The sequence below is a fragment of the Streptomyces coryli genome (assembly GCF_011044975.1).
Lineage (GTDB): Bacteria > Actinomycetota > Actinomycetes > Streptomycetales > Streptomycetaceae > Streptomyces > Streptomyces coryli.
In genome coordinates this window covers 1-15391 of the sequence record NZ_JAAKZV010000092.1, presented here as the reverse complement: position 1 = coordinate 15391, position 15391 = coordinate 1, and the positions used below count along the sequence as shown (strand labels likewise).

Sequence of the window (15391 nt, the reverse complement as noted above, 5' to 3'; positions counted from 1 at the left end):
CCTGGCCGCACCAACAGCACCACTACCGCACCACTGACGGGCCCGTACCACGTCCCTCACTCCTTCGTGTGACGGTTCCGCATATGCCCACGTCTCGTTGAGCAGTGCTGAAAGTGTCAACTCGGCGCTCAGGGCCGGACGGGAAGGGGGAGCGCGTGCACAGCGAAGAGGGGCGGGCGGCGGTGCGGCGACGCCGGCGCGCGGAACGGATGCCGGGCAAGACCCGGAACGTGGCGGCGCTGATCATCGTCGGCGTCGCGGTCCTTGCGGCAGGCGCGCCGGGAGTCGCCGCCGCCGTACGGGACCTGCGCTCCGCCCCCTCCAGCTCCGCTTCCTCAGACGCGGCCTCGGCCCTGCAGCTGCAGGGCGCCCTCCTGGCCCTGTGCCTGGCGCTCGCCATCGGCATCGGCGCGTACGCCCTGCGCCGGGCCGGCCACCGGAGCGCCGCGGGCGCGGGCGGCGGCGAGGGCGGGGCAGGTGGTGTCTCCGCCCAGCTCGCCGCCGCCCGCGCCGAGCTCGACGACACCCGCGAGGCGCACACCGTCGAGCGCGACACCCTGCTGCGCGAGCGCGCCGCCCTGGCCCAGCGCATCACCGGCCTGCAGGAGGCGGTGCACGGCACCTTCGTCGGCCTGTCCCGGCGCACCCTCGGCCTCGTCGAGCGGCAGCTCGCCTTCATCGACGACCTCGAGGAGAACGAGCAGGACCCCGACCGGCTCGACACCCTCTACCAACTCGACCACCTCGCCGCCTGCATGCGCCGGCACAGCGAGAACCTCCTCGTCCTCGCCGGCTCCGACCAGCGCGGCCCGCGGCGCGAGCACCTCCCGCTGATCGACGTGCTGCGTACGGCCGTCGGCGAGATCGAGGCGTATCAGCGCGTGCACATCACGCCAGGGCTTCCCGAGGTGCAGCTCAACGGCTTCGCCTCCGGCGACACCGGCCACCTGCTGGCCGAGCTGCTGGAGAACGCCACTGCCTGCTCCCCGCCCGAGTCGCAGGTCGAGCTCGCCGGCCGGCTGCTGCCGGACGGCCGGCTGCTGCTGACCGTGCGGGACGAGGGCATCGGCATTCACCCGCCGGACCGGCTCGCGGAGCTCAACTCCCGGCTGACCGAGCCCGACCCGGGCCCGGCCCCCGGCGAGGCGCTCGGCCTCGGCCTCTACGTGGTCGCGCGGCTCGCGGCCCGGCACGGCGTCCGGGTCGAGCTGCGCTCGCAGGCCACCGGCATCACCGCCGAGGTCACGCTGCCGGCCCGGGTGGTCGTCGCCGTGCCGGAGCCCGCGACGGTCGGTCTTCGGGTGGTGGAGGACCGGCCGTCGGCCGGCGTCGGGGCCGCAGCTGTACGAGGAAGGCGGGACGGGGCGGAACACTCCCGGCCTGCCGAGGACTTCGGGACACGGGCGACGGCGGCGGCGCATCCCGGCGCGGACGGCGGCACCGGGCAGTGGGAGCGGGTGACGACCGTGCCATCGGCCTCCGCGCCGGCGACCCAGCGGATGACGTCCGTGCCGCCCGCCCAGTCCGAGACATCCGCGCAGCCCACGGTCGGCGGCCTCCCGCGTCGTACGCCCAAGGTCCCCGTGCGCGCCGCGGAGCCCGGACCGCAGCAGGCCGAGCGCAGGGCCGCCGATCCGGTGGAGGTGCGGCGGCTGCTCGGCGGGCTGCAGCAGGGTTCGCGGGAGGGCTTCAGAGCCGCCGCGGCGGAGACGGCCGCGCATCCCGAGACGAGGCCATGAGCGACGGTGCGAGCGTGACAGCGGCAATGGTGAACGGCACGAGGAGGCCCCGGTGGACGGCGTGAATCACGACCATGCGATGCGCGACCTGCGCTGGCTGCTGGACAGCCTGGCGGCCGAGGCGCCCGGGGTGCGCGCGGTCATCGTCGTCTCCTCCGACGGGCTGCCGCTGCTGGCCACCGACCCGGTGCCGTTCGAGGGCGGCGAGCTGGCCACGGTGGTGTCCGGGCTGGCGAGCCTGACCTCGGGCGCCGCGGACCTGATGGAGGCAGGGCCGGTCAAGCAGACCATGGTGGCGATGGACGACGGCTGCCTGCTGGTGATGACCGTCGGCGACGGCGCCCTGCTCGGCGTGCTGACCACCCCGGACGCCGACCTCAATGTCGTCTGCTATCACATGGCGCTCTTCGTCGGCCGGGCCGGACATGTGCTCACGCCCGAACTCCGCACCGAGCTGCGGCGGTCACTGGAGCCGAGCGGCAGCTAGGCGGCTCCGCCGCGGTCCGGCGCCGGGGGATTCCGGGACTCGGCCCCAGACGCCGCGCGGCTGGGCGCGACGGGCGATGGGGCGGCGGTCGACCAGGATCGGACGTGCGCGCAATCGCCCCGCTCCTACTTCCGGCCGTCGGGCCGGACCGCGCCGAGCAGCGGCCGCGCCGCCACCGGGACCACGCGGACCTTCTTGCCGGAGGGTGACGACTCCAGGGCCCGCCCGTCGCCGAGGTAGAGGGCCACGTGGGCGGCGTCCGGCTTGTAGACCACGAGGTCGCCAGGGCGCAGGCGCTTCAGCGATACGTGCGGGAGCTCGCGCCACTGGCCGCCCGCGGTGCGCGGCAGTTTGCGGCCGGCCGCGCGCCAGGCGCGCTGGGTGAGGCCCGACGCGTCGTATGCCTTCGGACCCGCCGAGCCCGCGCGGTACGGCTTGCCGCGCTGGTCGAGGGCGTACGACACCGCGCGATTGCCGGGGCGGGAGGCCGGGGCCGGGGGCTTGCCGTCGTCGTTGGCGCCGTCGCCGAGGGTGCCGGCGTCGAGCAGCTCGCGCTGCGCCTCGGTGGCATCGGCGAGCTGGATCTCGTTCAAGGCCGCCAACTGCTCCTCGGAGAGCGACGACAGCAGCTCCTCGACGTCCTGCAGCCGCTGCTTGACGGTGGTGCGGCGCTGCTTGGCCTTGGCGGCGAGGGTGAGTTGCCTGTCGAGTGCCTTGCGGCCGGCCCCGCTCAGCACGCCGATGCGCTTGGTGTCGGCGGCCAGCCGCTCGACGGCCGCGGCGCGATTGCCGGCGGCGCGGCGGAGCACCTGGCCCTGGTCGAGCGCGGCCTGCGGGTCTCGGGCCAGGAGGAGCCGCACGTACGGGGAGAAGGCGGCGTTCTGGTACTGCTCGCGGGCGATCAGCCCGGCCTGGCGGCGGCTCAGCGTCAGGTTCTTGCGGGCCTTCGTGAGGCGGCGGTCCAGCGAGCGGACCTCCTTGCGCTGCGCTTTGAGTTCCTCGTCGGCGGTGTTGTACGCGTCGGTGGCCGACTCGCTGTCCGCGTAGAGCTTCTGCAGCCGTCCGAGGACGGCGCCGAGCGATTGCGCCTGCCCCTCGGGGCCCTCGGGCTCCGGCGCGGCGACCGCCGTGGGCGGTGGGTACGGCAGGGCCAGCACCGATGCGGTGACCACGGCGACGCAGGCGTACCGGATGGAGGGCAGACGCATGGCGCGATCGTGACATGGCGGGCGGCGGCGCCCGCGGCGGCGCGGCTGCGGGATCGTCGGATCGGCCTACGAGCGGTGTGTCAGATCACCGGCAGTGCCGAGACCGAGGTGCCGCGGGCGGTGAAGACGCGGTTGCCGCCGGCGGCGAGGCGCCAGGTGCCCGGCGTGGTCGGGGGCGGGTAGCTCCAGGTCGGGCGGCCGGTGGCCAGGTCGCAGAAGGTGAGCCCGGCGCGTTCGCCCGGGCTGGAGGGGAGGCACAGGGTGCGGTGCTGGACGACCGGGGCCGGGGCGGGGGCCGGGCCGTGGTGGCCCAGCGGGAGCGACCAGCCCTCGGCGTCGCCGTCGTCGGTGGAGAGCGCGCGGAGCGTCGCGCGCTCGCAGGCGTATACCCGCCCGTCGTGCACCGCCGGCGCGCCCCAACTCCCGCCGTCCGCCGGGAGCCGCCAGCGCTCCTGCCCGTCGGTGAGGTCGAGCGACAGCAGCTCCGCGCCGCCGAGATAGACCGCGCCGTCGGCGGTGTACGGGGTCAGGGCGGTGTCGCCGAGCTCCTTGCGGCGCCAGACCACCACGCCGGAGGTGGCGTCCAGCGCCGCGGCGTCGCCCTCGTCCCCGTACAGCACAAGTCGCGCCGAAGCCGCGGCCGCCCGCGCGGGCAGCCGCACCGGGGGCGGCGCGCGCCACAGGGTCGCGCCGTCCTTCAGCGATATGGCGGCGATCCCGCCGGCGGGGTCATGGCGGCCGCCCTGGCCGTGCCGCCCGGTGCCGCGGGTCCGGGTGTACAGCGTCAGCGGGTCCGCCGCGAGCAGCGTCGTCGCCTGCGCTCCCGCCGCCACCCAGCGCGGCCTGCCGGTCACCGGGTCGAGGGCGAGCACCCGCCCGGCGACATCGGCCGCCAGCAGCAGTCCGGACTCCGCGATCAGGCCGCGGCCCACGTCCGCGTCGCCGTTGCGCCAGACCGCCTCGCCGCGGGTGACGGTGCGGGCCGTCACGCCGCCGCCGGCCGCGGCATGCGCGACGTACCGGCCGATGGGCACCGGCGGCGGTCCGTCCGCGTCGCCGGCCCGGGGCAGCCGCCACAGTGGCGGCGGCGCCTCCTCGGGGTCGTACGACGCGAGCGGCTCCGCCTCCCACGGCTCCTCGGGCCGCTCGTCGCCGCCGCCGAGCAGCCACCAGGCCGCGCTGCCGCCGCCCGCGGCCAGCACTCCCGCGCCGGCGGACGCGGTCAGCAGCATCCGGCGCCGGGAGGGTGCCGCCGGGCCGGTCGAACCAGGCTTCCCCCGCATGGTCATGACCTTGAGCTTAAATCTTCGTGTCGCTTTTCAACGCCGACGTGACCAGGGCCACTTGGGCCCGTCATCGGGATCCGCGTCCGGGTCGTAGACGTACACCCAGCCGCTCGGCAGCCCCAGCACCTTGCCGTGGGCGCGCGGCCGGCGGCGGTAGACCAGCACGGTGGGTGGGCCGCCGTCCGGATCCGGGACCGGGATCTTGTACGTCTTGGGGGGCTGGCCGGTGAGCCCGGGCTGCACCGGCAGCGCGCGGCCGTCCATGGGGCCGCCGGAGAAAGTCACGTTCTTAGGCACGGGGCTCAGTCTTGCGCGGGGACGCTCCAGGCCTCGCCCACCACGGCGATGACCCGCTCGATGAGGTCGCTGATCGGGCTGTCCTCGTCCTCGAGGCCGAGCGCCCTGCGGGCGACTTCGGCGGTCTGCTCGTCGCCCGCGGCGGTGGCGGCGAGGGTGGCGAGGAAGTGGTCGAGGAGCAGGTCGCGGAGCTCGTCGAGCGGCGGCTGCTTGCCCTCGTCGAGCCAGATCAGGGAGGCACCCTCGACCGCCGTGATCCACGTGCGGATCATCATGCCGAGCTTCAGGCCCGGCTTGGGGACCTGCAGGTGCTTGAGTATCTGCTCGGCGGCGTCGCGGCGGACTTCGTCGACCATCGCGCTGGTACGGGACGTCTCCACGACGCTGCCGCCCTGCAGCAGGGCCTTGAAGCCGGCGTCGTGCTCGTCGACGAAGGCGAGATATTTGTCCAGGCCGCGGGCCAGCCGCTGGGTGAGCGGGCCCTCTTCGGCCTGGACGAAGCACTGCTGGAGGTCGTTGGCCGCGCTGCGCAGCGCGGCCTCGTAGAGCTGCTGCTTGCCGCCGGGGAAATAGCGGTAGACCAGCGGGCGGGACACGGCCGCCTCGGCGGCGACGTCGTCGAGGGAGACGTCCTCCGGCCGGTGGTGCGCGAAGAGGTCGAGTGCGGCGTTTATGAGCTGTCTTCGGCGCTCCTCGACGCTGAGCCTGCGATACGCGGCCGTATGGGTCATGCAGGTGAGCGTAACCTCTCGCCAAGGCCTGCCACCCGCTCGGGGGTTAGTCAGTTCGAATCAGGCGAGCAGCCCGGAGCTCTGCCACAGCTTGCGGCCGACGCCGCGCATCACGCCGATCTCGTCCAGGAAGTCGGTGAGCCGCTTGGCGCCCGTCTGCATCACTTCGCGGCGGTGCGCGCTCGCCTTCACCTGGGCCAGCGCCTCGCGCTTGTCGAGCCCGGTGTCCGTGTAGACCTGCGGGTTGACGAAGGCGATCGAGAAGACCCGGGCCGCCTCGCCGGAGCTGATCCGGGTGAACGCCTTCGACAGGCGCGGCGCCGTCATCATCTGCCGGCGCAGCTCCTCGCGGGCGTAGCGGACATGCCGCGCCTCCTCCACGACGTGGATCCGGGTGACGCCGCGCACCAGCGGCTGGACCCGCTCGTCCGGGAAGGTCAGCCGCTGCATCCAGTCGAGGATCTCCTCGCCGAGCAGAGTGGCGGTGAACGAACCGGGCGTGGTGGAGACGGTCTTGAGCAGCCGCGCCAGGTTGTGGTGGAACCAGGTGACCTTGTACGGCTCGATGCCGCCCTTGTTGACCAGGCGGGCGAACATCATCGAGTGCCGGCACTCGTCGGCGATCTCGGTGAGCGCGTACCGGACGTGCTTGCTGCCCAGCGGCTTGTCGTAGATGTGCCGTACCAGCAGCTGCATCAGGATGATCTCGAACCAGATGCCGAGCGACGCGAGTGCGGCGCCCTCGCGGCGGGCCAGCTCGTGCCGCTGCTCCTCGGGCATCCGGTGCCACATCGGGGTGTCGTAGAGGGAGACCAGCTCGGGGGGCCAGTACCACTTGCCCTCTTCGAAGGGGGCGTCCCAGTCGAGCTCCTTGTCCGGGTCGAAGGAGTGCTTCGCGGAGGACGCCAGGAGTCGCTCGGCCACGGACTCGCGGTCCTTGATCACGCCGAGGACGTCGCGGAGTATCGCCTCATTGCCGGCCACAGCAGTCATGGTTCTTATGAGACTCGGCGTCAGTAAGCGCGTCAATCCCTCCGGCACGCTTTATTGACCGATGGGTAACACACGTGTGAGCCTGCCAACTATCCACCCGTGTCCGGGCTTTGGGAGCGTCGATGACGACGGAAGAGATGTACACCCGCACCCCCGACGACATGAACTGGCAGGTGCCGGCCACCGGCGCGGCCCGCTTCAGCTGGGAATACGACGACGGCCGGGAGCGGCTGCTGGCCCTGTACCAGAAGGGCAAGGACAAGCAGTGGGACTCGGCTCTGCGCATCGACTGGGACCTGGAGGTGGACCCGCTCGACCCGCTGGGCGTCCCGGACGAGGCGATGACGCTGTACGGCACGCCGTACTGGGACAAGATGACCGAGCGCGACAAGGGCGAGCTGCGCAAGCACTACGGGTCGTGGCAGTTCAGCCAGTTCCTGCACGGCGAGCAGGGCGCGATGGTGTGCGCGGCGCGGATCGTGGAGTCGGTGCCGGACCTGGACGCGAAGTTCTACTCGGCGACGCAGACGATGGACGAGGCGCGGCACGCGGAGATCTACAGCCGCTTCCTGAACGACAAGATCGGGATGCTGTACCCGATCAACGACAACCTGCAGTCGCTGCTGGGGGACACCCTGCGCGACTCACGCTGGGACATGCCGTATCTGGGGATGCAGGTCTTGATCGAGGGCCTGGCGCTGGCGGCGTTCGGGATGCTCCGCGACACGACCGACAAGCCGCTGCCGAAGCAGATCCTCGCGTACGTGATGCAGGACGAGGCGCGGCATGTGGCCTTCGGGCGGATGGCGCTGCGGGACTACTACCAGCAGCTGTCCGACAAGGAGCTCCGGGAGCGCGAGGAGTTCGTCATCGAGGGCTGCTATCTGATGCGGGACCGGCTGCGCGGCACCGAGGTGCTGGAGAACTTCGGCATCCCGGCGGCCGAGGCGAACGAGCTGAGCGAGCGCAGCGAGTATCTGCAGCTCTTCCGGCAGCTGCTGTTCAGCCGGATCGTGCCGTGCGTGAAGGACATCGGGCTGTGGGGCGAGCGGCTGCAGCGTGCCTATGTCGATATGGGTGTCTTCGAGATGGGCGACTCGAATCTCGACTTGTTGATGCAGCAGGACGAGGAGATCGCGGAGAAGCTGGATGCGGAGCGGTTCGCGGCCGAGGAGGCGGAGCGGACGGCGGAGGTGGAGGACGCGATCGCGCAGGGGGCGCAGGACTAGGGCTGTGTCCCGTACGACGCCACCCGCTTCTCCAGCCGGGCGCGGCAGTCCGGCCACTCGTCGGCGGTGATCGAGAAGATCGCCGAGTCGCGGAGCTTCCCGTCCTCGCCCGGCGCCCAGGACCGGGACCAGTTGCGCAGCACGCCCTCGAAGCGGGCGCCGACGCTTTCGATCGCGGCGCGGGAGCGGGCATTGCGGGCGTCGGTCTTCAGGTCCACCCGCGCCACGCCCCAGGTCTCGAAGGCGTGCCGGAACAGCAGCAGCTTGGCCTCGGCGTTGATCCCCGTACCCTGCGCCGAGGCGGCGAGCCAGGTGAAGCCGACCTCGATGGCGTCCAGCCGGTCGGGCCCGCGCCACAGCCGCGGCTCCCAGTAGGAGGTCGCCCCGACCACCTGCCCGGTGGCGCGCCGCACCTGTGCGTACGGCGCCAGCCGCCCGGTCGCCTGCCGCTCCAGCTGGGCCCGTACATACTCCTCGGCCTCCGCGATCCCGCGCGGCACCCACGTGTGCGAGTAACTGCCGCGGCTCTCCGCCGCGGCGGCCGCCAGGCCGTCGGCGTGCTGCGGGCCGAGCGGCTCCAGGCGCACGTACGCGCCTTCCAGGACCGGACCTTCGAGCTGGAATGTCATGGCGGGGATGCTAGATCGGCGACGGCTCGGCCGCCTGCGAATTTATGGGGCGAGCTCCTCGGCCAGCAGGTCCATCAGCAGGTTGTCGTTCCACTCCCTGGTGACCGGGTTGCGCTCGTACTTGCGCATGACGCCGACCGGCTTGAAGCCCACCTTCTCGTACGCCCGGATGGCCGCCGTGTTCGTCACCGCGGGGTCGATGGTCAGGCGGTGGTGGCCGCGCTCGTCGATCAGCCAGCGGGCCAGCGTGCGTACGGCGTCCACGCCGAGCCCCTGGCCGCGGATGGTGGGGTCGAGGAAGACGTCGATCCCGGCATGGGGGTAGTCGGGGTCGGTCTCCTCCTCGTACTGGATGCCGCCGGCGATCTCGCCCTGGTAGAGGATGACCAGCAGCTTCGCCAGCTCGTCGTCATCCAGGTCGCCCCACCAGACGTGTACCTCCGGCCGCGCGAGGAGCTCCCGCAGCCGCGGATAGTCGGCCGGGTCGACGGGGCGCAGAACGACCTTTTCACCCTTGATCTCCATGGTTAGAGTCTGGCCGCATGTCGCCGCTTCAGCTCGCCCAGGTCAATATCTCCCGCCTCCGCTTCCCGCTCGACTCGCCCGAGCTGGCCGACTTCGTGGCAGGGCTGGAGCCGGTGAACGCGACCGCCGACGCCGCGGACGGCTTCGTCTGGCGGCTGCAGGGTGACGGCGACGACGCCACGGACGTGCGGGTCTTCGACGACGAGTGGATCATCATCAACCTGACGGTGTGGCGGGACGTCGACGCCCTGAAGGCCTTCATGTACGCCGGGCAGCACCGCGAGCTGATGCGCCGGCGGCGGGAGTGGTTCGAACGGGTGACGGAGCCGATGACCGCGCTGTGGTGGGTGCAGGCCGGGCACCGGCCGACGCCGGCGGATGCCGAGAAGCGGCTGGTGCGGCTGCGCGAGGACGGGCCGACGGCGTACGCGTTCACGCTGCGGGACACGTATCCGCCGGAGGCGGCCGACCTCGGCTGACCGCCGTTTCAGTCCAGCGCCGCCTTCATCACCTCGCGCGCGATCGGCGCCGCGCTGCCGCCGCCGCTGACGTCCGCCCGGTGCGCCTCCGCGTCCTCGACGACCACCGCCACCGCCACGTCCGCCGCGCTCGCGGCGCCGCCCGACTTGGCCCAGGAGATGAACCAGGCGTACGGGATCGCCGAGTTCTCCACCCCGTGCTGCGCCGTGCCGGTCTTGCCGCCGACCACCGCGCCCTTGATGGCGGCGCGCTTGCCGGTGCCGCGCTCGACCACGTCCACCATCATCTGCTGCAGCAGCTGCGCGGTCATCGGCCGCATCGCGGACCCGGCCACCTCGGGCCGGGTCACGCCGACCGTGTCCCCGTCCCCGTCCGTGACCCGCTCCACCAGGTACGGGCGCATCCGCTGCCCGCCGTTGGCCACCGCGGCCGCGACCTCCGCCATCTGCAGCGGGGTGGCGCGGGTCTCGTACTGGCCGATGGCCGACAAAGAGACCTGCGCCGCGTCCTGCCGGGTCGCGAAGACGCTGGGCAGGGCGGGGGAGGGGAGCCGCAGCTCGTCCTCGCCTGCGTTGAAGCCGAAGGCGCGCGCCGTCGCCGCCATCGCCTCCCCGCCGACCTCGGCGCCGAGTTTGGCGAAGACCGTGTTGCAGGACGCGGCGAAGGCATCCCGCAGCGAGGCGTCCGCGCATCCCCCTGAGGCGTTGCGCAGCAGGGTGTTGCTGCCGGTGAGGCGGTACGGGCTCGGGGTGCGGGTCGGCGCGTCGATGTCGCCGACGACGCCGTTCTCGAGCGCCGCGGCGGCGGTGACGACCTTGAAGGCGGAGCCCGGCGGGTACGTCTGCCGGATCGCCCGGTTCAGCAGCGGCTGGTCGTCGTCGCGGGTCAGGCGGCGCCAGGCGGCGGTGGTATCGCGGCCGTTGCTGGAGAGCTGCTGGGGGTCGTACGACGGCGTGCTGACCAGCGCGAGGATGCGCCCGGTGCGCGGCTGCAGCGCGACCACGGCGCCCTTGCGGCCCGCGAGCCGGTCGTACGCGATGCGCTGCAGGTCCCTGTCGATGGTGGTGTGCACATCGCCCGGCGGCCGCAGGCTGCGGGTGATCTCGTGCCAGAACGGGAACGGGGCGAGCCGGTCGTCGGCCCCGCTGAGCAGGTCGTCCTCGGCGGACTCCAGGCCGGTGGCGCCGTAGCCCTGGGAGGCGTGCCCGGTGACCGGGGCGTAGAGGTCGCCGGCGGTGTAGCTGCGCTCGTAGCGCAGGTCCTGGCGGGTGTCGGTGGAGCCGGTGACCTTGCGGTCGCCGATGTAGATGTCGCCGCGGGGCTGGGACCAGCGGGCGATCTGGGTGCGGCGGTTGCCCGGGTTGTCGTCGTAACTCGCGGACTGGACGACCTGGACGCGGCCGGCGCCGGCCAGCAGGGCGAGGAGCAGCAGCAGGCTGAAGGCGGCGGTGTGGCGGGTGCAGCGGATCATGGGGCGCTCTCCGCGGGCGCGGCGGCGGGCGTGGGCTTCCTGGCCGCGTGGGTGAGATGGATCAGCAGGGCGACGATCACCCAGTTGGTGACGACGGAGGAGCCGCCCTGGGCGAGGAAGGGCATCACCATGCCGGTGAGCGGGATCAGGCCGAGCACGCCGGCGGAGATGACGAAGGCCTGCAGCGTGACGATGACGGACAGGCCTACGGCGAGCAGCGCGCCGAAGTCGTCGTTACGGGCCGCCAGGCCCAGTGCGGCGCGGTAGCCGCGGCTGACGAAGAGCGCGTAGAGCAGCAGCAGCGCGGTGAGCCCGGAGAGGCCGAGCTCCTCGCCCGCGGTGGCGAGGATGAAGTCGGACTTGCCGGCGAAGCCGATGAGCTCGGACTCGCCCCGCCCGAGCCCGGTGCCGAGCAGCCCGCCGCTGGCAAAGGAGAACAGCGACTGGGCCAGCTGCCCGGTCCCGGCGCCCTCCTCGATCCCGGCCAGCGGGGCGAGCCAGCCGTCGACGCGGTCGCGTACGTGCGGCACTACGGTGGCCATCGCGAAGGCGCCCAGCGCGGCGAGGAGGAGGCCGACGGCGAGCCAGCCGGGGCGGTTTGTCGCCACGTACAACATGGCGACAAAGAGACCGAAGAACAGCAGCGAGGCCCCGAGGTCCCGCTCCAGCAGCAGGATGCCCAGGCACACCGCCCACACCGCGACGATCGGCCCGAGCACGGAGCGGGGCGGGAGGGCGAGGCCGCGGATGCGGTGGCCGCCGCTGTAGGTGAGCGCCTCCCGGTTGGCGGCCAGGTAAGCCGCGAAGAAGACCGCGAGCAGCACCTTCGCGAACTCGCCGGGCTGGAGGGAGAGCCCGCCGATGCGCACCCAGATGCGGGCGCCGTTGACGGCGGGGAAGAAGATCGGCGCGATCATGAGGACGAGCGCGGCGACGGCGCAGCGCTGCCCGTAACGCTGGAGCAGCTGGTGCTCGCGCACGGCGGCGAGGACGGCGACGAACAGGCCGACGCCGACGGCGGACCAGAGCAGCTGCGCGGGGGCGCCGGGCTGCGCGGTGGGGGCGTCGCGGTCGAGGCGGTGGATCAGGACGAGGCCGAGCCCGTTGAGCAGGACCGCGATCGGCAGCAACACGGGGTCGGCGCACGGGGCCCGTAAGCGGACGGCGAGATGCCCGATCAGCGCGAGGGCGGCGAGCCCGCCGGCGTAGCGCAGGGTGTCGCCGGGGACGGAGCCGTCGAGGGCGAGGCCGGTGTTGATATATCCGTAGACCGATACGGCGATGGCCCCGGCGAGCAGCAGCGCCTGCGAGCCGCCGCGGCGGGGCTGGGGCGGCGCGGGCGGCGGGGTGTCGATCCTGCGGCGCGTGCGGGCCTCGTCCGCGGCGGCAGCGGCGGCGTTGGAGGCGGCGCCCGGGGCGGCCTCGGCGGGCACGGCGGTCATGCGGCCGAACGTACCAACTATGGGCCGTATTGTCGTTTATGCCGCTTTGTGGGCATGGCGGCGAGTGTTTCGCCGTGATCACGTCAACGTGACCGTGCGGTTACCGGGTCGTAATCCCGGGCAAGTCATCCATACCGCGGCCGTTCGAACCTCGCGTGTACCTCCCAAGCTCCTTCTCCGGCCGCGCAGTTACTCCCCGAGCAGGTGTCGGCCAGCGTCGCTCGGCACCGGCGGGTAAGTGCTTTACCGACTGCGGCCGTCGCCCTCCCCCACGTGTGCCATCACCCCGGGGTCCCCTGCGGCGCGCCGCCCTCGGGACAGGGGGCCGACCATGGCGGGACCGATCGGACCGGGCAGGACAGGGCGGGGCTCAGACGGCATCGGAGCGGCGGTGATCGCGGCGCTCGGGCTGTGGCTTCTGGCCGTGGCCTTCGCGGGCGTGCTGGTGCTGGTAGTAGGCACGGCAGTGGACGGATTCGGCGACGACGACACCTTCACCGCCGCCACGGCGGTCTTCTCGGTACTCACCGGCGCGGTGGTAGCGGTGGCCGTCATCTCCCAGCAACGCCACCTCTCGGCCCAGAACGAGCGCGTCATGCGCCAGCTGACGATGATGGCGGAGTCCAACCGCATCCAGGCGAACCGCGACGTCACGGAGCAGTTCCGCCTCAACCTCGAGGTGACGGGACGGGCGCTGGAGGACGACGAGTTGCTGGCCGTACTGGACACGTACGGCGACGACATCCCGGCCGAGCGGCGTCGGCAGTTTCTGTACGCCAACATGGTGTACATGCAGGTCCTTCATGCGTATCAAGTGGATACGCATCCGGAGGCGGAGGTGCGCGGGGCGATGGCGATCCATCTGCAGAATCCCGTCTTCCGCGAGTACTGGGAGGCGACGCGTCTGCACCGCAGGACGCTGCAGCCAGGCTCGCCGGAGAACAGACTCGCCGCGATTACGGACGACGTGCTGCGGCGCTTGGAGGATGAAGAGCAACGCCGGGAGTGGTGGAGGGCGTAGCGTACTCAGCCACCGCTGGGTAACGATGAGTGAGCCGATCGTGGTGTTCCTGTGGCTCGCGAAGGAATGGGAGCAATACGATGACGCGGCGGCCTTCGTCCGCCGCGCGGAGGATCACTCTCCGTAATCATCTCGCCCATGAATTCATCGAGGAACGATCTTAAGTGAACATTGTGCGGAGGCTCGGGGCCTCTCCCCGTCAGCGCGGCAGTATGACCGGGCAGACCTGCCCGGATCTATTCGAGCTGGACAACGGCGACTTTGCCGTTATCGGCACCGAAGCCACCGCGGAGCTGGAGCCATCCCTGCCCGTCGACGCCTCCCGGGGGGATCATGAGCGCATTGTGATCGTCTCGCGTGAGACGCTGCTGCGCGCGAAGGTCGACATCCCCGACGCGTAGCGGGTCAGGCCTGGGAATGCCGGTTGTGCCGCGCCGCGGTACAGCCGGCATTGTCCTGCGCGCGGCGGATTCGCATGGCACCATCGGTGCGGCGAACGTCGGAGTGCGACGCGGCCGTGGTGGGGGAATGGTCAATGAGTGATTTGTGGCGAACTGCCAGAGATCGACGCATAGTTGCAGCGATTGTGTTCAGTGTCCTGGTTTTTGTTTTCGTTGTCCCTTATATGTTGCTGCTGATCGGTGGGCTTCGGAAAGGTGACTGGCAGCATTTCAGTAATGTCGCCGGGGCCTACGGTGGTGTTGCTTCGGTCTTCGGCATGCTCACCTTGGTCGGGGTCATTGCGTCGTTGGCTCTGCAGGTGCGGGATTCCAGGGCCAACCTGGAGCTGATTCACCGATCCCTGCATACAGAGCTGTTGAATGCGGCAATGGACGACCCTGCGCTTCGTGCCTGTTGGGGGCCGACCTCGCTGGGTAGCGACGTAGAGGCGCGGCAGCACATCTACATTACGAAGATCGTGACCTTTTGGTCTTCGGCATTCACGATGGGGAAAATGTCGGAGGACGAGCTGCGTGGGAACTTTTCCGAACTTGTCCGCGGTGAACCGGGGCGGCGATATTGGAGGGCCACACAGGGCCTCTGGGAGGCGCGCATGAATTCGGGGAACGATGTCAGATTCGTCGAGATATTGATGGGCGTAGCGGCCGGTGGTCGCAGTAACCCGATAGGTGGTAACCAGTAACGTGCCCCGCGTACTTGTCATCCAGAACGCCGCCGCCGGCGGGCCGCGCCGCTTTGGTGAGTGGCTTGTGGAGGGCGGGCTCGACCTCGACGTGGTGCATCCGTACGAGGGGGGCGTGCTGCCCGACGATCTCTCCGGTCACCATGCCCTGATCGCGCTCGGCGGTTCGCCCATGCCTGATGACGATGCCGCGATGCCTTGGCTTGCCCAGACCCGTGCGCTCGCGCGCGAGGCGCTCGAGCGTGGGGTGCCGTATTTCGGGATCTGTCAGGGGGCGCAGGTGCTCGCCCTTGTCGCCGGTGGTGAGGTGCGGGCCAGTCATGGGGAGCCGGAGATCGGGAGTACGGCGCTGGTGCTGCGCGGCGAGGCTGCCGATGATCCGCTGCTGCGTGGGCTGCCGGAGCGGGTGACGGCGATTGAGCGGCATAAGGATCAGGTGACCGTGTTGCCGTCGGGGGCGGCCTGGCTGGCCGAGAGTGAGCGGTGTCCGCATCAGGCGTTCCGGTGCGGGGAGGTCGCGTGGGGGGTGCAGTTCCATCCGGAGGTGTCCGCCGGGCGGGTGCGGGCGGCGTGGGATGCCGAGCGGCTGCGGGAGCTGGGGTGCGATCCCGATGAGGTCGTACGGGCGGCCGAGCGCGATGAAGCGGCGGCGGCGTTCTGGATGACAAGTACGCGGGGCACGTTACTGGTTACCACCTCTGTCTCTTAG

General features: G+C 71.6%; 17 protein-coding genes. 8 read left to right on the top strand and 9 right to left on the bottom strand.

Annotated elements, in window-relative coordinates:
* The first annotated feature begins 155 nt into the window (after window positions 1-155).
* Together G5C51_RS44085 and G5C51_RS20855 are read left to right on the top strand one after the other, a co-directional pair.
* Window positions 156-1739 (top strand): sensor histidine kinase, encoded by a 1584-nt coding sequence (locus tag G5C51_RS44085; RefSeq protein WP_338118238.1) that lies wholly within the window; start codon window positions 156-158, stop codon window positions 1737-1739.
* A 79-nt stretch (window positions 1740-1818) separates the two neighbouring features.
* The gene (locus G5C51_RS20855; RefSeq protein ID WP_165239643.1) at window positions 1819-2226 is read left to right on the top strand and encodes a roadblock/LC7 domain-containing protein; all 408 of its coding nucleotides are present in this window, start codon (window positions 1819-1821) and stop codon (window positions 2224-2226) included.
* A 125-nt stretch (window positions 2227-2351) separates the two neighbouring features.
* Here the strand turns inward: G5C51_RS20855 and G5C51_RS20850 are convergent, their stop codons facing one another.
* The 5 genes from G5C51_RS20850 to G5C51_RS20830 all read right to left on the bottom strand — a co-directional run bounded on the left by G5C51_RS20850 (window position 2352) and on the right by G5C51_RS20830 (window position 6741).
* Window positions 2352-3434, bottom strand: a complete 1083-nt coding sequence (locus G5C51_RS20850) for a C40 family peptidase (protein ID WP_165239625.1) — start codon at window positions 3432-3434, stop codon at window positions 2352-2354.
* Between the two features lie 80 nt (window positions 3435-3514).
* A complete protein-coding gene (locus G5C51_RS20845) occupies window positions 3515-4723 on the bottom strand; it encodes an outer membrane protein assembly factor BamB family protein (RefSeq protein ID WP_165239623.1) in 1209 nt (402 codons plus the stop codon).
* Window positions 4724-4753: 30 nt separating this feature from the next.
* The gene (locus tag G5C51_RS20840; protein ID WP_165239641.1) at window positions 4754-4984 is read right to left on the bottom strand and encodes a hypothetical protein; all 231 of its coding nucleotides are present in this window, start codon (window positions 4982-4984) and stop codon (window positions 4754-4756) included.
* Window positions 4985-5022: 38 nt separating this feature from the next.
* Complete coding sequence (locus G5C51_RS20835) at window positions 5023-5748, bottom strand: TetR/AcrR family transcriptional regulator (RefSeq protein ID WP_165239621.1); 726 nt, start codon at window positions 5746-5748, stop codon at window positions 5023-5025.
* A 60-nt stretch (window positions 5749-5808) separates the two neighbouring features.
* Complete coding sequence (locus tag G5C51_RS20830; RefSeq protein WP_165239619.1) at window positions 5809-6741, bottom strand: AurF N-oxygenase family protein; 933 nt, start codon at window positions 6739-6741, stop codon at window positions 5809-5811.
* Window positions 6742-6863: 122 nt separating this feature from the next.
* Here G5C51_RS20830 and G5C51_RS20825 point away from each other — a divergent pair, with 122 nt between their 5' ends.
* Window positions 6864-7970 carry a ferritin-like domain-containing protein gene (locus G5C51_RS20825; RefSeq protein ID WP_165239617.1) on the top strand — a complete coding sequence of 369 codons (1107 nt, stop codon included), beginning with the start codon at window positions 6864-6866 and terminating at the stop codon, window positions 7968-7970.
* Here the strand turns inward: G5C51_RS20825 and G5C51_RS20820 are convergent.
* Window positions 7967-8599, bottom strand: a complete 633-nt coding sequence (locus G5C51_RS20820) for a GNAT family N-acetyltransferase (RefSeq protein ID WP_165239615.1) — start codon at window positions 8597-8599, stop codon at window positions 7967-7969. The two genes, G5C51_RS20825 and G5C51_RS20820, sit on opposite strands and share 4 nt — an antisense overlap.
* 42 nt (window positions 8600-8641) lie before the next feature.
* A complete protein-coding gene (locus G5C51_RS20815; protein WP_165239613.1) occupies window positions 8642-9124 on the bottom strand; it encodes a GNAT family N-acetyltransferase in 483 nt (160 codons plus the stop codon).
* A 17-nt stretch (window positions 9125-9141) separates the two neighbouring features.
* On the opposite strand from G5C51_RS20815, the gene G5C51_RS20810 reads away from it, so the two are divergent.
* On the top strand, window positions 9142-9603 hold the full coding sequence (locus tag G5C51_RS20810; RefSeq protein ID WP_165239611.1) for a DUF3291 domain-containing protein: 462 nt from the start codon (window positions 9142-9144) through the stop codon (window positions 9601-9603).
* 8 nt (window positions 9604-9611) lie between these two features.
* Here the strand turns inward: G5C51_RS20810 and G5C51_RS20805 are convergent, their stop codons facing one another.
* Together G5C51_RS20805 and G5C51_RS20800 are read right to left on the bottom strand one after the other, a co-directional pair.
* Window positions 9612-11075: a peptidoglycan D,D-transpeptidase FtsI family protein gene (locus G5C51_RS20805; protein WP_165239609.1), complete on the bottom strand. Its 1464-nt coding sequence runs from the start codon at window positions 11073-11075 to the stop codon at window positions 9612-9614.
* Complete coding sequence (locus tag G5C51_RS20800) at window positions 11072-12517, bottom strand: FtsW/RodA/SpoVE family cell cycle protein (protein WP_165239607.1); 1446 nt, start codon at window positions 12515-12517, stop codon at window positions 11072-11074. The genes G5C51_RS20805 and G5C51_RS20800 overlap by 4 nt, the downstream gene beginning before the upstream one ends.
* 331 nt (window positions 12518-12848) lie before the next feature.
* Here G5C51_RS20800 and G5C51_RS20795 point away from each other — a divergent pair, with 331 nt between their 5' ends.
* The 4 genes from G5C51_RS20795 to G5C51_RS20780 all read left to right on the top strand — a co-directional run bounded on the left by G5C51_RS20795 (window position 12849) and on the right by G5C51_RS20780 (window position 15391).
* Window positions 12849-13538, top strand: coding sequence for a DUF6082 family protein (locus tag G5C51_RS20795; protein ID WP_165239605.1), 690 nt, complete (start codon window positions 12849-12851; stop codon window positions 13536-13538).
* A 164-nt stretch (window positions 13539-13702) separates the two neighbouring features.
* A complete protein-coding gene (locus G5C51_RS20790; protein ID WP_165239603.1) occupies window positions 13703-13939 on the top strand; it encodes a hypothetical protein in 237 nt (78 codons plus the stop codon).
* 134 nt (window positions 13940-14073) lie between these two features.
* Entirely contained in the window at window positions 14074-14682 is a 609-nt protein-coding gene (locus G5C51_RS20785) for a DUF6082 family protein (protein WP_165239601.1), read from the top strand.
* A gap of 1 nt (window position 14683) precedes the next feature.
* Window positions 14684-15391 (top strand): glutamine amidotransferase-related protein, encoded by a 708-nt coding sequence (locus tag G5C51_RS20780; RefSeq protein ID WP_165239599.1) that lies wholly within the window; start codon window positions 14684-14686, stop codon window positions 15389-15391.